Here is a 21,656-nt window from a genome sequence, read left to right as displayed (position 1 = left end):
AACGTAAACAGGACCGAAAAAAGCAAAAGAGTGTGGACAATTTACCTTCCGTTATCGCGCAAGCGGTAAAGTACACAGGCAATGTCAATTGGACGAGGCAAGCTCATTTCGCGACTCAGGCCTTGCGGCAAATTGCGGAATCCGACGTTCTTGATTTTTTCGCAGAGCGCATTGATGCGTTCCATAATCGTCGCCTTCGCAGATTCACCATTAACATCGTTATTGCTTGCGGCGTTCTGGCAGAGATTTAACAACATAAAGCCAGCACCGAATCGCTGTTGCTTATCCACAAGCGCACCTGCCTTAGACGTATCCGAGACAAGGAAACCAATTTGCAATAACGTATCACCTGAGATTTTCACTTTCACTTGGCGTTCCACAGCAGATGCAGGGCGGAGTGACGGGAGCAACGGCTTCACGTATTCTGCAAAGTCACGACACTCAGGTTCCACAAACGCAGGCAATCCCGGCACGATTTTTGCGACATCACCAGCAGCATCACCGAAGCCATTATCGGCACCATTCCCAGTTTCACCGAGTCCAGCCGCCACATTCTTTCCATTGATTCTTGCACATTCCGCCTTGTACGACGCCATCACGATGATGTTGTCCGCCAAGTCCAAAAAGTCTCCACAGGCGCCCGCCACCAGAATAAAGCTACGGCCCTTGATTTCACGGATGCGATCTGTGAGCGGGATAAGCGGTTCGCGGTCATCGCCCAAAAGCTTACGCACACGGACATCGCGAATGAGGAAGTTCACCGCAGAAGAGTCTTCGTCAATCAAGAAGACATCACTCCCCGCTTCCATCGCTTCCATCAAGTTTGCGGCCTCGCTCGTCGAGCCCGACGCACAGGCAGTCGTAAAGTTCTTTGTCGAAATTCCACCCGGCAGGTCACGTACAAACTGCGAAAGGTCCGTGCCACGCACGCTGCGGCCATCTTCGACGCCCACGCGCACCGCCGATTCGCTCACGACAATGCCTTCGCGACCGTCTCCTGGGATATGCGGGTAAACCGATTTCGTCAAAGCCTGCAACAATGTCGATTTTCCATGGAAAGCCCCGCCCGAGATCACCGTGATTCCCTTCGGGATTCCCATGCCGCGAATTTCACGTCCATTTGCGACAAGCGTCACCGCCATTTCTTCAGGAGCAGTAAACGGAACAGCCCCTTCCATCGGGAGTTCACTCAAACCCGATGCACGCGGGAGCACAGCACCATCTGGCACAAACGCACAAAGTCCACGTTCTTCGAGCTGCGACAAGATTTCCTTGCGCTCGGCAAGCACGCGGTAATGTTCAACAAGCTCGGTCTCCACGCCGTCCTTCTTCGATTCACCCGAATTGTAAAGCGCAGCCGACACCAAGTCCGGGAGCACCATCGTCAAAATTTCGGCAGCAGCTTCGGCCTGAATCTTGCGGCCATCGCCCGGCAAACGCACTTGCAAGCAGGCTCGCAATTCTCCGTTATCGACCCACAGTGCGTTTCGCACCAGCATTTCAGGTCCAGCGGTATCAAAAACAACCGCAGCATCCCTATCGGGGTACTTTTCACGAACAAGTGATGAAAGCCTGCGGTAAAGGTAATCGCTCAGCGCAAGGCGGCGTTCAAAAGAGCCACCCCATTCGCTCGGGAAACCAAGCATAAGCAAGCTAGCCTTGATCATCACGCGCGAAGCCGGTGCGTACGGGTCACCCTGCACATGCAAGAATTCCAGCACAAAGTCACCAAAATCCCACGTCCTGTCGGCTAAGGATTTATAAAGCCCGTAATTTTTCCCTTGTAAACTGCGAATTTTTTGATAAAGCGCTTTCATATACACAAAAGTAGTTAAACTAGACCAATTATACACCTAATATTTACGCACATTTTACGGCACTTTAACATTTGTCCTGTAAAAAAAGAATTAAATTCTAGAGGTGAACTAACTCTTTTACATGCAAATCAGGAGTACAACCCATGAAAAAGCTGTATATTTTTGCCTTGATGATGGCATTCCTCTTTACGACCGTCGTTGCAGACGAAGAAGATCCACCTCCGCGTGGCAAGGCCGCAACCATCAACATCATTACCGAACCGCCTAACAGCGACGTGTTCCTTGGCGGTGAACCTCTCGGCAAGAGCCCGATTAAAGACATGCAAGTCAAGTCCGGTCGTCAGACGCTCGTCGTTATTGACCAGGGCTTTGAACTCGTGAACAAGCGCGTGAACATTTGGCCGGGCAAGGACAGCCGCAACAACTTCGACTTCAGCACCAAAATTCCGAAGGGCCACATCAAGGTCACGACGAATCCGCCGCGCTGCCTCATCTTCGTTGATGGCGAACAGGCAGACAAGACCGACGGTGCAGAACTCGTTGTCCACAACCTTGACGCTGGTGACCACATGGTCCGCGCACAGTGCAGCAACCGCAAGAGCGCAGAAGCACTCGTGACCGTCAAGGGCGAAGAAACCGTTGAAGTCAATCTTGACGCTACAACCGGCTCCAAGAAGAAGAAACGCTAATTCGCACGAAAACGCGACTTTTTTCAAAGAACTCCCCGTTTGGGGAGTTTTTTTTATGTTTTTTTTTGTATGTTTATAACATAATGTTTCCAATCTAGGAGAAAAAAATGTCAAAAATTTGGATTTTCGCCCTCTGCGCAGGCCTTGCTTTCCTCTCTGGTTGCGCTAGTGACGGTGGCAAAAAAGTAACCCGCCTCGATGCAAACTCTGTTACCGACCTCTCTGGCAGCTGGAACGATACCGATTCTCGCCTTGTCGCCGAAGAAATGATCAACGACTGCCTCGGTCGTCCGTGGTATAGCCAGTTCTCCGCCCAGAAGGGTTCCGTACCGACTATCGTGATTGGCAAAGTCCGCAACAAGAGCCACGAACATATCCGTGTTGAAACGTTCATCAAGGATATCGAACGCGCCCTCATCAATTCCGGCAAGGCTGAATTCGTAGCAAACTCCAACGAACGCGCCGACCTCCGCGACGAACTTGCAGACCAGCAGGGCAACGTCACCGAAGAAACCCAGAAAGATGCCGGCATGGAAATCGGTGCTGACCTCATGCTTACCGGATCCATCAACTCCGTCATTGACCAGGAAGGCGGCGAACAGGTGGTCTTCTACCAGATCGACATGGAACTTACCGATATCCAGAGCCACCGCAAGGTTTGGCTTGGCGACAAGAAGATCAAGAAGTACGTAGCTAAAAGCAGCGTGAAGTTCTAGTCTGAATAGTTGGCAGAACATAGTTAGCAAAGCTTAGATAAGAAAGTGCCCGACTTTGTCGGGCTTATTTTTGGGGGATTTCAGATTCTTCCCTTTTCAAAACCCCATTCTCATTTTTTAGCCCATAAAGTTTCATCATAGAAGAATCGGCTGCGATTAATTCATCTAAATAAAAAGAAGTCTTCTTAGGCGCATAAGTAGCAGCAAAACCCAATCTAGCTGTTTTCAAAGATCTCGCATAAAAACCAATAACTTCCTTATTCGAGGTGTTGTTTATTACACATTCCGATAAATGCAAAACTCTTTCGCTCTGTTTTATTGGTTCCATTTTTTTAAAGGATTCAGGTTCAGAGATATAACTCTTACAATTTTGCATTGCCATTGCAAGACTAGACTTTGCAAATGGACTTAGTTCCTGTTTCGTCAAATTGGAATCGGTCATACCTTCACGTATGGATTGGTACAAAGCATTCGCGACACCACGAGCCATATTATCGTATATGTTCTCTGTTTCTGAAGAATCTGCGGCACGCCCATCAATAAACATTTTTAAAGCCCAAAGGGAATCATTTGCAGGCAACAGGGCTTGAATTACAATATTAACCAAACTATCTCGAAAAAGAGCTTTCCCCGAAACATCGACAGAGTGAGAATCGTTGACAGTCCACACGGCATCCGTCACATACCACTCAACAGCATCTTTTAATAAAAATCCAGGCCATTCGGCCATTTTCATATATTCAATCTTGACTTTAGGTTTAATTTCTGAAGGCTTGCATGCAACAAAGGCCAACAGAAACACCGTAAGCAAACTGCTCAAAACAACTCGTTTATTCATCATATTGACGAAGATAGCAAAAAACTTTTTTTCTATAAATCCCCTTTTCTTCATATAATCTTTAAAAAAAAGAATACCATAATATTTTTTTTGTAGATTTAACAATAAACAACAAATTCGCATAAGATTATGAAAAGACTCCTATTAATCCTTTCGGCAGTTTTACTTTTTTCCGGCTGTGCGAACAAGTCCATGACGCGTTACGAGGCTCTCGCCCCTGTTTTTGAACACAAAGGCTACGAAGCGACTATTAACGAAGTCAAGAAACAGCAAGAAGACCTTTACGGCGAAAAGACCGAATTTCTCTATTACTTTGACTTGGGCGTTCTCTACCACTACAGCGGGAACTATCAAGAAAGCGCCGCCAATTTGGAAAAGGCCGAAAAGATTTACGATGACCTCTACACCCACTCCGTAACAAACGAAGCTGCAGCCATTGTCACAAACGACAACATCCGCCCGTACAGGGCTCGCCCCTTCGAAGTGCTTGTGCTCCATGAATTGCAGATATTGAACTTCCTCGCACAAAAGAACGTCGATGGAGCCTTGGTCGAAGTCAACCGCGCCCAAAAGGCAATGACAGAACTCTACCAAAAAGACAACGGCAAGACAAACGACAACGGCTTTTTGCGCTACCTCACCGCCATCGTTTACGAAATGGCCGGTGAACCCGACGAAGCGGCCATCGCTTACTACAAGACGGTCAAGGCTTACAACGAAAACATCCTGAACCTCCCGAAAGAAGCTCGCCAGTTTATTATCGAAAGCTTAAAGCGCACAGACCGCGAAGACGACATCAGGACACTCGGACTCGATATGGCGACCGAAACTTCCAAGGCCAAAGCCGCCTACGACCTCGGTCAAGAAATCATCGTTGTGGGTTACGCTGGACACGGCCCGATTCTAAACGAACTGCGCATGTCGGGAACTTATGTAAACGGAGGCCTTTTGAACCTTTCCTACAAAGATGGAAAGACAGGCCAAATGGTAAGCACTAACGTAGGCGCACCGCCCGTTGCAGGAGCAAGCAATGGCGAAACATTCCACATTTCATTAGCTCTCCCCGAAGCCCATTCTTTCAGAAGCCTAGTCCACCGCTTTAACGTATCCGTAGACAACCAGTCCGGAATCCGCCCCGAAAAGGTAATGGCTATCGACAAGGAACTCGAAATGAACCTCAAGGATGACTTTGCGAACACCATGACCCGTACAGCCATCCGCGTCGTCCTCCGCACAATCGCTTCACAGGCAGCCAAGAAAGCCTTGAAGTCGGACAACGCCTTGTTAAACCTCTTTACAAGTATCGGTACGGATATTGCTCAAGACCAGCTCGAAAAGGCCGATTTGCGTATTGCACTCTTTTTGCCGAACTCCTTCCAGATGACGCGAATCCCGGTCGAACCCGGTTCACACGAAGTCACTGTGGCCGCCGAAGGAAGCGAAGGAAACACGGTCAACATTTTCAAATTCGGCAATGTTGACGTGAAAAAAGGCGAAAAGAAGTTCATCTTTGTACCTGCAATCAAGTAAAAAAAGACATAAAATAGGCGAAAAAGCACCATTTTCTAAATTGTAAACTCCATTTTTCTAAATAATTATTTAGTTTCAAGAAAAAACAATCCTAGGAGCAATAATCAATGAATTTCAAACTTATTTTCGCAGCAGCAGCTTTGCTTGCCACCCAGTCCTTTGCTATTGCAGGTATTGGCGCCCACTACACCCCGGCAGTTGGAACCACCCTTAAAGAAGCTCAAAGAGCAGACATCAAGGGAACCGACGGCAAAATCGGCTTTAGCCACGGTAGCTTCGACTACATCCAGGGTTTCGGTTTCAAGGCATGGGTCGATGTTCTCCCGTTCGTCGATATCGAAGCCACTTTCAACATCCAGTTTGCATCTTACAATGCAGCACTCTGGGTAGGTGAAGGCGAAGACGCACGCAAGATTCCTCTCGAAATTGAACTCGGCGGTACCCCGTTTGCCAAGGCAACTCCGAAGTACATCGCCATGAACGCAGACCTCTCCGTCACAAAGCCGTTCTCTATCCCGCTTTTCCCGATCCGTCCGTATGTCGGTGGCGGTCTCACCATCCACTGGAACACGTTCGTCTTGAACAAGGCATTTGTTGAAAACGTGATGGACAAGGCATTTGCAGATGGCAACTATCCTGCAGACGAAGACGAATTCGTAAAGGCACTTAAGGACAAGGTTGTCGACTACGCCAAAGACGAAGGCCTCACCAAGAGCATCGGTATCCACTTGCTCGCCGGTGTCCGCTTCAAGCTCCCGATTATCCCGATTGCAGCTTATGCAAACGTCAAGTGCTATCTCGGCGGTGACTACGATAGCGACATCGACGCCGGTAATTTTGCATTCGAAATCGGTGGCGGTTTTGCCCTTTAATTTTGTAGATTAAAAAAAGTTGGTTAGAAGAGAGTAGGTATCCAAGAATGACTCAAAATACAAGCAGCACGAACATCCTCATCATCGAAGATGAAATTGCCATTGCCGAAGGCCTCGTAGACCTCTGCGAGCTCAACGGTTACCGCGTCAAGCACGTTGTTGACGGCGAAAGCGGCCTTGCCGAAGCTCTTTCCGGACAGTACGGACTCGTACTTCTGGACCTCATGCTTCCGGGCATGGACGGCTTTACCGTTTGCGACAAGATCCGCGAAAAGGACAAGAGCCTCCCGATTATCATCCTTTCTGCAAAGAATTCCGATGACGATATCATCAACGGGCTCAAGTTCGGCGCCGACGACTACATCCCGAAGCCGTTCTCCGTTCCGATGCTCCTTGCACGTATCGAAGCAGTGCTTCGCCGTAGCCGCCAGACAATGGAAAATGAAGGCAAGCTTGTAGCAGGCAACCTCCGCGTGAACTTCCGTGAATACACGGGCGTACGCGGTACAGAAGAACTTGCATTCACCCGCAAGGAAATCGAAATTCTTGAATACCTCTGGAACAACCGCGACCATGCTATTCCGCGTTCCGAACTCCTCCGCAAGGTCTGGGGTTACGAAAATGCCGAATCCGTGGATACCCGTACAGTCGACATCCACATCACCAAGCTCCGCAAGAAGATCGAAGACGATCCGGCACATCCGAAGTTGCTCGTCACGTTCCGCGGTGAAGGTTACCAGATGCGTTCGGCACCAGAATGCGAGAAATCAGTATAAATAAATTCTCAACATACCTCTCTAGCAAGTACAAGGCTCTTCGGAGCCTTATTCTTGCCTCTAAAGATCGTCTCATTTTTGTGGCGATTTTTATCGTTATTGCGATTCCCGTAATAATGCTTTTAAGCCATTCTTACGCACAGTTGCAAACGTCTTCGCTCTTTGGTTACAAGGAACATGCGTTCTCTGTGCTCCAGAATTTGAACAAGAACATTACAGCAGACCTAGCGATTGAAGACAGGCGCTCTTACGCCGACTACCGATTCATTCGCTCCGTTCCTGTATTTGGCGGTGAAGAAATCACCATGTCCGAACTTGCGGAATTTCCGCAGAGGAGCCATTACATTGGCCTCATCGGGCATTTCCAGATTGACCCGTCCGGCAACTTGAGTACGCCTGTGCTTCCCGATGGCGTCCTTGAAAAAATCCCTATGGTCGATAGGGAAAAACGCTTGGCGATTCGTAACAAAATAAGCAAGATTCTCAACACTTCGGGATTCTCTGCAATTTCTTCAACAACAAATGTAACGCCTTCGAGCAGCGCCGAAAAGAACATCGACTCGACGCAAAAGAACGACAGCAGGCTCATCGACCAGATTTACAAGCAAGACCTCGACATTGCAAGTACACGCAAGAAAAAGAAGACTAACAAGCCCCGCGTCGAACACATTACCGAAACTGGCGATTTCGCTTTCGGTGTCGAATCTACAAAGCTTGATACAACAGGTCTCCTCGTGCGTTTGATCAACAACGAAGCTACGCACTCCATGGAAGCAGAAATTGACTTTTTCCAGGCAATCGTCGATTCGAACTACATCATTTTCCACCGCACTGTTAGACGCGGCCCCGAAGTATTTATCCAAGGCTTTATCGTAGAAGCCCGCGCTTACCTCACGAACCTTGTCAAAAACGAAATCGAAAAATACAAGGGCGTCACAAAGGGTAACCAGCAAGATCCGCTCGTGCTCGCATTCTTCCACAAGAACAAGGCTTTCGTGGCCTTTGGCGAACGCAACAACATCACGACGGAACTTCTCTCTGAAACGTTGCAGGCACCGCTCTCGGATATTACCTTCAAGATGTACACGACGCAACGCGCCCCCGGCGGTGAATTCGTATTCTTCATCGGATTCTTGATGCTTGCCGTGCTCGCTATCGGTTTGATTTCGATTTACCATGTGACACAGAGCCGCGTGAAGCTTGCCGCCAAACGCCAAGACTTTGTCTCTGCCATTACGCACGAACTCAAGACACCGCTAACAGCCATCAAGATGTATGCGGAACTGCTGCAGAATTCTTGGGTCGCGAGCGAAGAAAAGAAACAGAAGTATTACGGACAAATTGCAAGCGAAGCCGACCGACTTTCACGACTCATTCAAAACGTGCTGAACCTTTCAAAGCTCGATGGAAACCGCTGGAATGTACAGCTCCGCATGGACAAGCCAAAGCAAGTCCTGGATGACTTTATCTCCACTTACAGCAAGAACGTCGAAAAGCAAGGCTTTGAGCTCACCGTTTCTTCGGATACGGATGCAGACAACATCAGTCTCATGATTGACCGCGATGCCATCATGCAGATTTTGATGAACCTTGTCGACAACTCGCTCAAGTTCTCCAAGAACGCCGATTACAAGATGATCAACGTAGAACTGAGAATCAAGGGTACCGACATGTACCTCGCCGTGCGCGACTACGGTCCGGGTATTCCGCCTTCCGAAATGAAGAAGGTATTCCAGGAATTCTACAGAGTCGAAAACGAAATGACAAGACAGACAAGCGGCACGGGCATTGGTCTTTCGATGGTCAAGAAACTTTGCACGCTTTGCAATATGACCATTGAATTGGAAAATGCAAATCCCGGCCTCCGTACAAAAATACACTTCCCGAGCTTGTCGATTTAATAAAGTTACTAGTTACTAGAATAGTTAAGATGTACTAGAGATTTTCAGAACATTCTAGTAGCTTTAATAACATCAACTCGCTTTTTTTCGTTTACTATATTTTTTGATGTATTCCGTTCACAAGGCGGAAACTCTAAAATTCAAAGAGGCGCGGTATGACTCAGGACGATATCATTAAGAATCCGTCGGATTATGATCTTTCCATTGAAACCGTTGGCAAGGGCACGCTCAAGTCCCCGATGAACGGCATTCCTTTCGTTTCGGAAAACGACAAGGTCAGCCTTACCACTGACGTCAATCTCATCTCTGAATACTTGACGAAGGGTATCCCGGTACCGTCCCTCGAAGTGGCCGGCCCCCGACAGACAATTTTCCATGACCCCGCTTGGACGCGCGCAGGTATCGTCACTTGCGGCGGCCTCTGCCCCGGCCTTAACAACGTCATCAAGGGCCTTGTACAAGTGCTCTGGTTCGACTATGGCGTAAGGAACATTTTCGGCATCCCGTACGGCTACCGTGGCCTGAACCCGAATTACGGTTACTCCCCCATTGTGCTTGACCCGGACGTGGTCGATGCCATCCAGGAAGACGGCGGTACGATTCTCGGTAGCTCCCGCGGCATGCAGGACCCGGCTATCATGGTCGATACGCTTATGCGCTTAAACATCAACGTGTTGTTCTGCATCGGCGGCGACGGAACGCTCCGCGGCGCACACGCCATTGCAGAAGAAGTCAAGAAGCGTAAGCAGCCCATCTCGATTATCGGCATCCCGAAGACAATTGACAACGACTTGAACTTGATCGACAGGACGTTCGGTTTTGAAACCGCCGTGCTCAGCGCGACCGATGTAATTACTAGCGCCCATATCGAAGCAAACGGCGCGTTCAATGGCCTTGGCCTCGTGAAACTCATGGGCCGCGATTCCGGCTTTATCGCAGCGTATGCATCGCTTGCAACGACCGTTGTGAACATCTGCCTTGTCCCCGAAGTTCCCTTTACGCTGGACGGGCTTTTCAAGGCGCTCGAAAGCCGTTACGCCAGCGGCAAGACTCACGCCGTCATCGCCGTCGCCGAAGGCGCCGGACAGGAACTTTTCAAGAACCAGGAAGAACGCAGGGACGCTAGCGGCAATATCCTGAAGAACGATATCGGTGAATTCCTGACCCACAAGATTAAGGAACATTTCGATAGCGTCGGCAAGGAAATCAACATCAAGTACTTTGACCCGAGCTACACGGTGCGTAGCATCCCCGCCAAGGGCACAGACGCCATTTTCTGCTTCCAGCTCGCAGAAAACGCAGTACATGCAGGCATGGCAGGCAAGACGGACATGGTCGTTGGCAGCATGAACAACGTATTCTCGCACGTGCCTATAGAATACGCCGTCAGCGAACGCAAGAAAATCAACCCCAATGGCCCCCTGTGGCATGCCGTTCTCGGTATCACACGCCAGCAGGACTATTTCTCCGGCAAGGGCAAACGCAGCAAGTAATCCTTTAATTATTTTATCACCATGCTCAAAAAAGAAGAAAAAGTCATCATCCGTACCGCACTCATGGAATACCGCAATCTCCTGTTCAAGACATTCCACGGCACTGACGAAGAAAAAACTCGCATTGCCACGGTGAACAAGTTATTGCAGAACTGGAAAGTCTAAGCGTATTCATGAGAATTACGCGGAACATTATTTTTGCATTGCTACTTGCGATTTGTTTCGCAAGTGCAAACGAGTATTTGCACATAGCGGATTCCTGCTATGCAGCACGTGCTCTGCGCGCCAATGGCGATAAAGCCGACGCCAAGAATGCAAAATTGATGAAGGAGAATTACCGCAAGGCGATGGAAGATTCCACCGTTTTGGAACAAGCTACAGAAGGCTACGTCAAGACGCTATACTTTTGCTTTAGATTTGTGCAGTTCGACGAAAAGAAGCGCCAGCTCCATTTGGACACGCTGATGGATGCAAGCAAGAGCGCCTACGAGAAATTCCCTAAGAACAAAGAAATTGCACACGTCTACGCCTCGACACTTTCGATGTGGGGCTCCGAACGCAACGTATTTTCGTCCATCAAGGAAGGCATTGCGGGGAAAGTACGCGATGTCGCCACCAAGGCCGAAGACTGGCAGATTCTTGGACGCGCGCACTTTGTACTGCCCTACGTGCCGCTGATTCTTTCATGGCCCGATGAAAAGCTTGCAGACAAATACTTGACAATGGCGCTTGAAAAGAACCGCAAGGATATTTACAACTATTACTTCCTTGCCGACTTGCGCTATGACCAAGACCGCTTTGATGACGCCGTGGAACTGATTGTGCAAGGCCTTGATGCAGGCGTGCGCCCCGGTTACATTCTTGAAGACAAGCGCGCCCGCTGGCATTTGAAAGAGCTCTGGAAAAAGATTGACTACAAGCATAGGGACAAACTTTCGCCAAAGCATCTTGAAGATGGCGAAAACATCCGAAAAGCAATCGAAGCGCTGAGAGCGAAGAACAAGAAGAAATAATTTCTTATAAACAAAAAAAACGGACTTTGAAAGTCCGTTTTTTTTGTAATGGCGACCCCGGCACAGAGGCCGGGGTGACAAATGCAGAGCACGAACGGTCTTCCGTGAGCAACAAGCGCCTCGTATTAACGAGGCGCGGTTGACGCCTTTGGCGTCCGCGGCTGCACTCAGTCATAAAATTATGCAAGCATAATTTTGCGACACTCGTTTTGCACGCTTTTGCGAGAGCGAGCGCTGCTCACATATTTCTACATGAATCTAAGCGCGAGCGGTCTTCCGTGAGCCACAAGTGCCTCGTATCAACGAGGCATGGCGGCGAGAGTGAGGCGAAGTCGGAGGTTATACCTCACATAGAGCCGAACGGTCTTATTTCTGAGCCTGAACGGCGGTGAGAGCGATCGTGTAGACGATGTCTTCAACGAGGGCGCCGCGGGAAAGGTCGTTCACCGGCTTGGCGAGACCCTGGAGCATCGGGCCGATAGCGATCGTGCCATGGGCAGAGCGCTGTACAGCCTTGTAGCCGATGTTACCGGCAGAGAGGTCCGGGAACACGAACACGGTAGCCTTGCCAGCGACCGGGCTATTCGGGGCCTTGAGGGCACCAACACTCGGAACGGTAGCAGCATCGTACTGGAGCGGGCCATCGACGAGCATTTCCGGGCGGGCAGCCTTTGCAGCAGCAGTAGCAGCCACGACGAGGTCAGCATCCGGACCCTTGCCGGAATTGATGGTGCTGTAAGAAAGCATAGCAACACGGCTCGGAAGGCCGAAAGCCTTTGCAGTGTCATCGCACTGGAGAGCGATATCGGCGAGTTCTTCGGCGAGCGGGTTCAGGTTGATAGCGCAGTCACCGTAGATGTATGTCTTGTCCTTCATGCACATGAAGAACACAGAGCTCACGGACTTGACACCCGGAGCGGTACGGATAATCTGGAGAGCCGGGCGCAGCGTATCCGCTGTGGAGTGGATGGCACCGGAAACGAGGCCGTCCACTTCACCGAACTTGAGCATCATCGTAGCGAGCATTACGTTGTCAGAAAGAGCAACGCGTGCAGATTCCGGAGTCATGCCCTTAGCCTTGCGGAGTTCCACGAGAGTCGGCACATACTTTTCAGCAAGTTCGGCGTTCGGCTCGATGATTTCGATGTTGGCCGGGAGCTTTACACCTACAGACTTTGCAGTAGCTTCGATATCAGCCTTCTTGCCGATGAGGACCGGCACAGCGATATTGCGTTCGACAGCAAGGCATGCAGCCTGCACGGTACGCGGTTCGGAACCTTCCGGAAGCACAATGCGCTTCACGCACTTGGAAGCCTTAGAGAGAAGGCTTGCGCGGAACATGGCCTGGCTAACGCGGCGTTCGGCAGCCGGAGCTGCGAGATCGCCGGCGAGGCACTTTTCGCAACGGAGCAAACGCTTCGGGCAGAAGAGTTCAGCATCTTCGCCATCGGCAAAAATCTTGGCATCGAGAGCGGATGCAAGATCGTCGTTATACTTGTGAGCAATGACATCGTTCATGCCTATTGCACCTTCTACGACAACAGCATCGACTGCATCGAAATTCTGGGCAAGGAAATCAGCGCAAATCTTTTCCATGAGAACAGCAGACTTGCCTGCCTTGATTTCTTCCACGCTATCAGCGGCATTGATAACACTGAGCGGCTTGTAGACAGCGGCGATGAGGCCAGCCTTCGTTACTGCGTCGACAATTTCCTGGACTTTGGCTTCCATCTTGGAGGCAGCCGTGGCAACTAGGTAAACACGATTCATTTTTTTCTCCATTTTGAATTTACAAGTGTAAAAGTAGGATTTTAGACCCAATCTAGCACCCTTTTTATGAAAAAAACTTCATAATAAAACCTCGAATAGAAACTTTCATTTTTATTACGCAAAAACCGACTGCTTTTATATCCTTTAACCCTAGACCACAATACTTTATTACTATTTTTTACGCAAAGTGTATGGGAAAAAACTGTGGAATAGGAGGGGGGACTTAAATATTAGGAGTCACGGATGAGGATCAGTGGGCTAATTTCCAGGAGTTTGGTGTGTTTGGCGGTATTCTGTGCCTGTGCGCTTGCGCAGACGGTTGCAGTTGCACACATCATTTACGACGGCAATGTCTTATACTATGCCGACAACGAAAGCAATTTCGTGTACAAATCCCTTGAAAAGGGCGACGACGGCACGTTTACCATCGAATTCACCGACGAACGCCTGGCAAACGGCAAAAAAGACGTCCGCCACCTGCAATTCGGGGTAGGCTGTAACGGCAACACATGCCATACAGACTTAAGTCCCGACAACAAGCCTCTCCTTGGACAACTATTCCCCCAGTACAGGGAAAACTCCATCCAGGACGGAAAATACATTTACAACAAGATGGAAATCTGGATTGTCATCAACGATGACAAAACGTTGACGATTTCCGACACTAAACCGGTGGTCGCGGTCAAGCCTAAGAAACACATCCGCTTTTTGACTCCATGGACCAACACCAATGCCATCATGTTCCTGAACGGCATGGAAAACTACATGAGCGCAGTGGGATCCCCGTATTGCGGTTGGTTCGAAAGCAAGGTTACAAAGCCCGCCGACAGCGCATGGGTCTACTTCAAGCAGACCATCGGTACAACTTATGTTGGAGCCGATGGCGCCGTTGATGGTGATTCAGCCCTCGTCCCGCTATTACTCGATTCCGCACTCGCTGTTAGCGATACAATCTGGGTCGTCGCCTACCAATATGGTGCACCCGAAGTTCACGTTCAATATCCGGGCGTTCTTGGCGAATGCCTCCCGAAAATCCTCCCCGTGATGATGTTCGACTGGTACGACGGTTCCGTGAATTCCGATGGTTCAAAGGACGGCCTCTACAACCACAAGTCCGGTGCAGGCCGCACAGGCTTTGACATGCGAGGCACTCCCATGTATGGCATCGGCACAAGTGAAGACTTTGGTCAAGGCGGTTGCGAAGGTTCCCCGATGACAGGCATGGTCGAAAAGCAACTCGGCATCAACGGCGTCCCTGTGATGGCAAAGAACTTCCCCAGCGGCTGCAAGAATTCCTCGCACCTCAACAACTGGTTCCTCCCCGAAGTTATCTACAATGACGGTGTGAACGCTTATACAAACGTCACATGCCGTGACCTTGAACTCACGCTCACGGATGACGGTTTCTGGCTTGGTCAAAAGGATGACGAAAGTCCCGAACACGGTCTTTTCTTGCTCGACGATTTCCGCTGGCTCGATGCAGCACAGACAATCGAAAACCCGTATTACGATTCTATCAGCGGCGGAAACGATGTTCCGGGCCATCACAACTATGGCTTTGCGATGAAGATTCAAGCGGAATTCGTTTATGTGAAAGGCCAATACTTTGAATTCAATGGCGACGATGACGTGTGGGTGTTCATCAACAACAAACTCGTTGTCGATATTGGCGGACAACATAGAAAAGTCAAGAAATCCGTTAACTTGGACGACCTCGGACTTACGCCGGGCGAAACCTATCCGTTCCACATTTTCTATGCCGAACGCAAGCGCACCCAGTCCAACTTCATGATGCGTACATCCATCGACTTGAAGGTCGAATCCAGCATGTTCCTCACGAACCTCTCTACGGATACGACGCTCATCAAGAAAGAAGTATGGCAGAACATCCGCGAAAAGACACTCGCTTGCGACTTCTCCGCAAACTCGGAACAAAAGCGTACGGAACGCGGCCCGTCTAACTTTACGTTGTTCGGAAAGAGCCTCCCGATGACAGGAGTTGCCTTAGGCAAGCTCGATACCGCATACTACGGCGGCATCACGATTACAAACGATTATACGATGCTCACCATCAACACGACGACGATTTCCCGCATGCAGACTCTTCCGCCGGGAACCTACTACGTCCGTGTATCGCTCAAGAACAACCCGAACGAATTCAAGGACGTTTACTTCACGATTCCGCCCACGGAACTTCCGAACCTCGCATTTGCAGATATCATTGACTCCAACTACTGCTTTATTGCCGACATCGTAAATCAAGACACGCTCTGTCTCGACAAGTACTGGAAACCGCTCGGAAACGAAGTCAGCCGCAACATCAGCAGCGACACGCTCCCCATCAACATGAACAAGAACGAAAAACTTTGGGCAGGCCGTATCTACCCCGTCAATGTTTCTTATGTTGAAGAATGGGCCCACAGCTACAGCGGTATGACTGTTCAAGTTTCGACAAACGATCCGAAACTCATCGCCTGCGATTCAGTCGGTTCTCCGCTCCCGAATAACGAATTTGTACTTATCGAAGGCAAGAACACATTCTACGTGAAAGCGACAGGAGCCGTTATCAACGGAACTCTTACGATTTCTTCGACAGTCGCAAAGAACAAGAGCGTCAACTGGACAAACATCAACATCGCAGAACCGCCGGTCCCGCAAATCGAAACAGCATACATCTACGATAGAAACGGTGATGGTCGCGGCGACAGCGTCTGGATCAGCTTCAACAAGCCACTTGGCGGCAACAGCGTGCTCAACGCCATCTCGTTCACGTTCGGGCTCACGCATTACGAAACTGCAAGCATCAACTATGCCGAAGGCGCCCGCGAGCTTTCGCTCACCGCCGAAGGCGATGGATTTGGCCCTGCCATATCCACGGGCGGCGCACTTGAACCTTACGCCGGAAAAATCACTGCACTTTACACGTACACGAATCCTGAAGACCATACCATCTCGAACTTCTCTGTAGACGGAGCCCTCAACGATGCCATCGGCCCCATCATTATGGCCGCCGAAATCTCGTACACCGATGACGGAAAGACGACGCTTACACTGACCTTCAGCGAAGGCATTGTCGCTGCAACAGCTAGCTCCAGCTTGTTCGGCTACCGCAGCTACGGCAGCGGCACGCTTTCAACGATTGTTCAAGAAGCCGATTACGTGGCAACGACTCCGCCAAACCGCTGGAAGCTCATCTTCTCCAAAAAGAGTATTTCTGACATCGTTCCCATCGTCGGCGATTCCATACGCATCAAGTCCCCCATCGAAGGCGGACTCGTAGTCGATCTCGTTGGCACTCCGGCACATGTCAAGAACCCATGGGTACGCATCACGGGTGAACAGCGCATTACCGTGACAAGCCCGCCAGTCGTCACCATGGACAAGAACTCCCCCAACTTCGAAAAGACCAAGGAAATCGTCCGCAGCGATTCTGCAACGGTTCCTATCCTTGTTCAAAGCGAAAAGCCGCTTACGGCAACCCAGGTCGGCGAAATTTACGGTACCCAGGGTCACTACCTCGGCGACATGAACATGTCTGAGCTTGTCGAAAACGAAATCAGCGAAATTGCGAAAGTCGTAAAGACAAACACCATCTACGAAGATAAGAATGCCGTCAAGAACGGAAGCCCGTCGACCTCCGTCACGCTCGAAACAATTATCTCCATGATGGACCGGAAGGAGATCACCCCCAAGGAAGCCAAGGAAAGGTTCGGCGTAAGCGATGTCATCATCAACGCCTACAAGAACGAGCTCTTGACCAAGGATAACCTGCAGAACTACACGCATGGCACTCCTGAAGACATCAAGACCATCGCCGAATCCATGGCCGACAAGACTGAACTCAGCTACAAGACGATCTACTACACCAGCCTGGGTCATTTCGTCAATAGCGATGAAGGTCGAATTGCCTGCAACGACGATATTTTCAAGAAGGACGGCGCCAAAAACTGCCTCGGAAACGAAGGGCACCTTTACCTCGCCTGGAACATGCGCTCGAAGAAAGGCCGCCTTGCCGGCACAGGTGTGTACATTGCACGCCTCGAAATCCGCCTCATCGTGAACGGAAAGAGAATCACCAAACGCACCCAGGACTTCCTCTGGGGATTCCGCCACGGCAAACTTGCAGTTATCGATTTTGACCTGAATCCATAATTCGCAACTAGGCAATCTATTTTAATAGGCTCCTTCGGGAGCCTTTTTTGTACCCCAAAACGCCATTCTTACGCAATTCGCCATTCTTACACATTTTTGCGCAAAAAAACGGAACTTTTCGCCCTCCCTGGGGAATTTTCACCCCAGCGTTGCATTCTTCACAATTTATTTTACATTTTGGTAAATTTTTTTTGATTAATATCACAATATTGAGTGTATTTTCAATATTGATATAGGCTTATTGTACAGGGAGTCGTGGATGCGGTGTAAAAATATTTTCTTCAGCATAGTTTTGCTTCTGTTTACAGCTATTTCATCGATAGCTGGCGAGTATAATATTCTTGTCGTAAACGGGACGACGAAAAACAGTGGAGCGGACCTCTACGTTGTTTTGCAATACAAAAACGCAGCCGGGCGCACCCAAAGATCAAGCTGTACGGCTCTTCGAAGCTATGGCGACGACATGTTTTATGTCAAGGCGACAATCGATGCCGCCGATGAGCCCAAATTGACATTCTACACGAACCGTACTTGCAGCAACAATCGTTCTATCGGTTCTGTTTCCCCGTTGGCAGGTACAGAACCCGTTGCCGAAAACTTCATCCTCACGATTAGCGATGACGGAATAACACAGGTCAACAGTGCAGAACCGATTACCGCTCCAACGAGTCCCGGCGACGGCCCCGGCACAAACCCACCACCGCAAGTCAAGAGAAAAGTCATACGCTTCTTCGCTCCGTGGACCAACACATCTGCAATTCTCTATGTCGCTGGCGGCGATTCCGCGAAGATGACCACAGTCAAAAATTACTGCGGATGGTTTGAAGCGAGGATTACCCCGCCCCAAGGCTCCTTGCAAGTCTACTTTAAGCAGACCATCGGCAACCAATACGTCACCGACATCCACAATTCCATCAAGATAACCCCAATTACGCAATCGACTTTGCTCTCGCTCGACGAAGCCGCTGCCGAAGCAGACACCATCTGGGTCAAGGCAGGCAAGGATATCGGAGCCGCAACGACCGTCTATACAAAATACCCCGGTGTTTTAGGCGACTGCCCCACCAAAACACTCCCCGTGATGATGTTTGACTGGTTGCATGGCACAAAGGGCGATGGCGACGCAGAAGGCAAAAACGGCGACCCTGCAAACGGAGTGAGCGCCGACTTCGGTTCTGGCGGATGCGCCCACCATACCAAGGGAATGGTCGAAGAATATCTTAGTCCAAACGGAGTCCCTGTACCGGCAGCAAACTTCCCCGAAAACTGCAAGATTACAACACATCTCGGACAATGGTTCTTGCCCGAAGTCATTGCCCAAAAGAATGGACAGCCCGTTACAAACGCCACTTGCCGTTCCATCGAACTCAATCTTGACAACGACGGTCTTTGGCTTGGACAAAAAGACAAGTCTAGCCCAGAAGGCGGCCTCTTCTTGCTCGATGACTTCCAATACCTCGATGCAGAAAGAACTATCCCCAACCCCTATTTCGACAATATCTCTAGCGGCGGCAAGAGACACAACTACGGCTTTACTATGAAGATCCAGGCCACGTTCGAATACGTTCCTGGCCAGTACTTCGAATTCTTTGGCGATGACGACGTGTGGGTGTTCATCAACAACCGCCTTGTTGTGGATATCGGTGGCCAGCACGCACAAGTTGCGGGAGCCGTTGATTTGGATACGCTCGGACTTCAAGAAGGTGTCAACTATCCGTTCCATATCTTCTATGCCGAACGCCATACTTCCGAATCGAACTTCAAGATGAAAACATCTATCGACTTGAAGACCGAAGCAAGCATTCTCGCAAAAGACCTCTCTGAGGCCGGGCTTATCAATTACGAGATTTACCAGCGCGTCAGCAAGCAGGCTCTTTCTTGCGACTTTTCTGGAGCAACGACTACAGATACAGTCGTGGCACCTTCGAACTTTACCTTGATTGGCAGCGGCGCATACGCCGAGGGTGTTCCTCTGGATAGCGTTGGCGTCTGGTACGGCGGCATTACCATCAAACCGGGCTACACAGGATTTACCATCAATACCGAGATGATTCGTCAAATGCGTACGCTCCCGCCGGGAACTTACCAATTGCGCTTCTCCTTGCAAACCGATGAAACCCAGTACAACGAAATTACATTTGTCATCGACAAGTACGACTCCCCCGAAATCTATTACGCTCGCGTCGATAATCAAAACAAATGGACTCCGATCGGAACCAAGAACATGGCCACCGGCGCCAACGAAGTCGACGGAACCATTGATACGCTCGGCAAGTGGGTCAACACGCGCTACCCTGTAAACGTGATGTTCGAAGAATGGGCTACATTTGACGATGTCGTCTATGTCATCACAAACAATGTTGCAGTCACCCCCTGCGACGAAAACGGCAACCCCATTACCGCCATTACGCTCAAGAACGGTAAGGCGACATTCTACGTCAAGGCAACCGCTCCGGTTCAAGGAATCAAGCTCATTGTCTCTAGCGCAGACGAAACACAGCAAGCCATTTGGAAGAACATTTCGTTCAAGGAACCGCCTGTACCGCAGATTGTTTATGCAAGCATCTTCGACAGAGACGGTGACGGTCGCGGCGACAGCGTTTATGCAAAGCTCAACAAGCCCGTTGGCACTTTGAACAAAATGCTTGTCAGCATGGATTCCGTGCAGTTGGAATTTGGCGAAACGTTCCCGACCATTATCGACCCGAGCAGCATTGCAACAAACGATTTTGACAGCACCATGATAATCACGGCACTCGGCGGCTTCGGAACAGTTCCATTCACCGGTGGCGGAGAATCAGTCTATAGCGGAAAGATTACGCCGTTCTGGAAATATACGGAAGGAGCCACCCCGACAACAATAAGCCTCACAAGCGATGTCGCCGACTCCGTTGGCCCAGTCATTACAGCAGCAGAAATTTCTTACAGCGATGACGGTTCGACAGTCCTTCAAGTCACATTCAGCGAAGGGCTTGACTGCGAAAACGATGTCGATGCAAGTTACTTCACGTACTTCTTCAAGCAAACAGGTCTCGAAAGACATGACATTGTCCCGGACATCATTGCAAAAGAAAAGAAGTACAGATGGAGACTCATCTTTAGGAGTTCCAGCAACGACAAGGAAAACATCCCGGTCATGGGCGATTCCATCAAGCTCGTTCCTGGTGTTCACACAGACCTTCTCCACAGAAGCACTCCGCTTAACAACCCGTTTGTCCGCATCTCCGGCGAACAGAAGGTTGTTGTTACAAGCGCTCCGGTCGTAACGATTGGCGAAACGGAAACTTCTAGAGAAATCATCACGAGCCCCACGACAACAGTCCCGAAGATTGTACCCGAAGACCAGCCCAAAACGGCAAAGGAAGTCGCAACCGAATACGGAGCGCAAGGGCATTATCTTGGCGACTTGAGTCTATCTAGCTTGGTGAAGGATGAAGTCACAAACCTTGAAGCTGCGGTCAAGAATTTCAACGCCTCGAGCGTCGAAAAGGGCGGCCCGCATCTCGAAGAAGTGCTCATTCAGGTGCAAGCAGGTGCAATGAGTATCGATCAGGCGAACAAGACATTCCATCTTGGCGACGAAATCGTGGATGCCTATAAGAACAACGTCATTAACGCGACCGATGTGACAGGCATTGCTAACGGCAATTCCTCTGTAATCGAAAAAATCAAGAATGATCTTGCAGCAAAGACCTCGCTTGAGTACCATACGCAGTACTTCACAAGCCTTGGTATATTCGTGAACAGCAATTCCGGCTCGCTGACATGTGCAGATACACTCTACAACGGGAACTGCCTCGATAGCAATAACGATGGCAAGATATTCCTCGCCTGGAACATGCGTTCCAAGAACGGAAGACTCGTTGGCACAGGCGTCTATATTGCAAGACTTACATATAAGATTAGAATCGGGAAAAGAGTCATTGTAGACCGTACGCAGGACTTCTTGTGGGGCGTGCGTCACGGAAAGACAAAAGGCTTTACTCTCGAGCTCTACTAGGACTTCCTCCTCTCTCTAAAGGCGCCTGCGATGGGCAGGCGTCTTTTTTTGTGCGTATTTTTTAGAATAAAAAAATCCCGGCAGAGCCG

General features: G+C 49.8%; 14 protein-coding genes. 11 read left to right on the top strand and 3 right to left on the bottom strand.

The features are described 5' to 3' along the window. Window positions 1-41: 41 nt before the first annotated feature. Window positions 42-1,817 (bottom strand): ABC-ATPase domain-containing protein, encoded by a 1,776-nt coding sequence (locus tag BUA34_RS14130; RefSeq protein ID WP_254794492.1) that lies wholly within the window; start codon window positions 1,815-1,817, stop codon window positions 42-44. Between the two features lie 143 nt (window positions 1,818-1,960). Between BUA34_RS14130 and BUA34_RS14125 the strand changes: the two genes are divergently transcribed. Then, window positions 1,961-2,506: a PEGA domain-containing protein gene (locus tag BUA34_RS14125; protein WP_072830666.1), complete on the top strand. Its 546-nt coding sequence runs from the start codon at window positions 1,961-1,963 to the stop codon at window positions 2,504-2,506. 107 nt (window positions 2,507-2,613) lie between these two features. Next, entirely contained in the window at window positions 2,614-3,222 is a 609-nt protein-coding gene (locus BUA34_RS14120) for a penicillin-binding protein activator LpoB (protein ID WP_072830664.1), read from the top strand. 64 nt (window positions 3,223-3,286) lie between these two features. Here BUA34_RS14120 and BUA34_RS14115 read toward each other — a convergent pair whose 3' ends face one another. Continuing rightward, window positions 3,287-4,183, bottom strand: coding sequence for a hypothetical protein (locus BUA34_RS14115; RefSeq protein WP_139255958.1), 897 nt, complete (start codon window positions 4,181-4,183; stop codon window positions 3,287-3,289). Window positions 4,184-4,189: 6 nt separating this feature from the next. Here BUA34_RS14115 and BUA34_RS14110 point away from each other — a divergent pair, with 6 nt between their 5' ends. From BUA34_RS14110 to BUA34_RS14085, 7 genes are all read left to right on the top strand, one after another. Further along, window positions 4,190-5,590, top strand: a complete 1,401-nt coding sequence (locus BUA34_RS14110; protein ID WP_139255957.1) for a COG3014 family protein — start codon at window positions 4,190-4,192, stop codon at window positions 5,588-5,590. Window positions 5,591-5,697: 107 nt separating this feature from the next. Continuing rightward, the gene (locus tag BUA34_RS14105) at window positions 5,698-6,462 is read left to right on the top strand and encodes a hypothetical protein (RefSeq protein ID WP_072830658.1); all 765 of its coding nucleotides are present in this window, start codon (window positions 5,698-5,700) and stop codon (window positions 6,460-6,462) included. Between the two features lie 47 nt (window positions 6,463-6,509). Continuing rightward, on the top strand, window positions 6,510-7,238 hold the full coding sequence (locus BUA34_RS14100; RefSeq protein WP_014546027.1) for a response regulator transcription factor: 729 nt from the start codon (window positions 6,510-6,512) through the stop codon (window positions 7,236-7,238). After that, entirely contained in the window at window positions 7,220-9,139 is a 1,920-nt protein-coding gene (locus BUA34_RS14095; RefSeq protein WP_072830656.1) for a sensor histidine kinase, read from the top strand. Before BUA34_RS14100 ends, BUA34_RS14095 begins: the two co-directional genes overlap by 19 nt. A 155-nt stretch (window positions 9,140-9,294) precedes the next feature. Further along, window positions 9,295-10,632 (top strand): ATP-dependent 6-phosphofructokinase, encoded by a 1,338-nt coding sequence (locus BUA34_RS14090; protein WP_072830654.1) that lies wholly within the window; start codon window positions 9,295-9,297, stop codon window positions 10,630-10,632. A 21-nt stretch (window positions 10,633-10,653) separates the two neighbouring features. Next, complete coding sequence (locus BUA34_RS15960) at window positions 10,654-10,797, top strand: hypothetical protein (protein ID WP_015731986.1); 144 nt, start codon at window positions 10,654-10,656, stop codon at window positions 10,795-10,797. An 8-nt stretch (window positions 10,798-10,805) separates the two neighbouring features. After that, window positions 10,806-11,645 carry a hypothetical protein gene (locus BUA34_RS14085; RefSeq protein ID WP_072830652.1) on the top strand — a complete coding sequence of 280 codons (840 nt, stop codon included), beginning with the start codon at window positions 10,806-10,808 and terminating at the stop codon, window positions 11,643-11,645. 366 nt (window positions 11,646-12,011) lie between these two features. Here the strand turns inward: BUA34_RS14085 and pta are convergent, their stop codons facing one another. Then, on the bottom strand, window positions 12,012-13,415 hold the full coding sequence (gene pta, locus BUA34_RS14080) for a phosphate acetyltransferase (RefSeq protein ID WP_083579807.1): 1,404 nt from the start codon (window positions 13,413-13,415) through the stop codon (window positions 12,012-12,014). Window positions 13,416-13,691: 276 nt separating this feature from the next. On the opposite strand from pta, the gene BUA34_RS14075 reads away from it, so the two are divergent. Continuing rightward, window positions 13,692-17,567, top strand: coding sequence for a fibro-slime domain-containing protein (locus BUA34_RS14075; RefSeq protein WP_254794498.1), 3,876 nt, complete (start codon window positions 13,692-13,694; stop codon window positions 17,565-17,567). A gap of 259 nt (window positions 17,568-17,826) precedes the next feature. Then, window positions 17,827-21,567, top strand: coding sequence for a fibro-slime domain-containing protein (locus tag BUA34_RS14070; protein WP_072830646.1), 3,741 nt, complete (start codon window positions 17,827-17,829; stop codon window positions 21,565-21,567). Window positions 21,568-21,656 lie beyond the last annotated feature (89 nt).

The sequence above is a fragment of the Fibrobacter sp. UWB12 genome (assembly GCF_900142485.1).
In the GTDB taxonomy this organism is placed as follows: domain Bacteria; phylum Fibrobacterota; class Fibrobacteria; order Fibrobacterales; family Fibrobacteraceae; genus Fibrobacter.
The sequence above is the reverse complement of the archived record's forward strand: the minus strand, read 5'-3'. Positions and strand labels throughout refer to the sequence as shown.

Bases quoted from the DNA above. Each gene is read 5' to 3' on its own strand.
- BUA34_RS14110 (WP_139255957.1), top strand. From the start codon at position 4,190: ATGAAAAGACTCCTATTAATCCTTTCGGCAGTTTTACTTTTTTCCGGC.
- pta (WP_083579807.1), bottom strand. From the start codon at position 13,415: ATGAATCGTGTTTACCTAGTTGCCACGGCTGCCTCCAAGATGGAAGCC.
- BUA34_RS14100 (WP_014546027.1), top strand. From the start codon at position 6,510: ATGACTCAAAATACAAGCAGCACGAACATCCTCATCATCGAAGATGAA.
- BUA34_RS14085 (WP_072830652.1), top strand. From the start codon at position 10,806: ATGAGAATTACGCGGAACATTATTTTTGCATTGCTACTTGCGATTTGT.
- BUA34_RS14095 (WP_072830656.1), top strand. From the start codon at position 7,220: ATGCGAGAAATCAGTATAAATAAATTCTCAACATACCTCTCTAGCAAG.
- BUA34_RS15960 (WP_015731986.1), top strand. From the start codon at position 10,654: ATGCTCAAAAAAGAAGAAAAAGTCATCATCCGTACCGCACTCATGGAA.
- BUA34_RS14125 (WP_072830666.1), top strand. From the start codon at position 1,961: ATGAAAAAGCTGTATATTTTTGCCTTGATGATGGCATTCCTCTTTACG.
- BUA34_RS14115 (WP_139255958.1), bottom strand. From the start codon at position 4,183: ATGCGAATTTGTTGTTTATTGTTAAATCTACAAAAAAAATATTATGGT.
- BUA34_RS14130 (WP_254794492.1), bottom strand. From the start codon at position 1,817: ATGAAAGCGCTTTATCAAAAAATTCGCAGTTTACAAGGGAAAAATTAC.
- BUA34_RS14070 (WP_072830646.1), top strand. From the start codon at position 17,827: ATGCGGTGTAAAAATATTTTCTTCAGCATAGTTTTGCTTCTGTTTACA.
- BUA34_RS14120 (WP_072830664.1), top strand. From the start codon at position 2,614: ATGTCAAAAATTTGGATTTTCGCCCTCTGCGCAGGCCTTGCTTTCCTC.
- BUA34_RS14090 (WP_072830654.1), top strand. From the start codon at position 9,295: ATGACTCAGGACGATATCATTAAGAATCCGTCGGATTATGATCTTTCC.
- BUA34_RS14105 (WP_072830658.1), top strand. From the start codon at position 5,698: ATGAATTTCAAACTTATTTTCGCAGCAGCAGCTTTGCTTGCCACCCAG.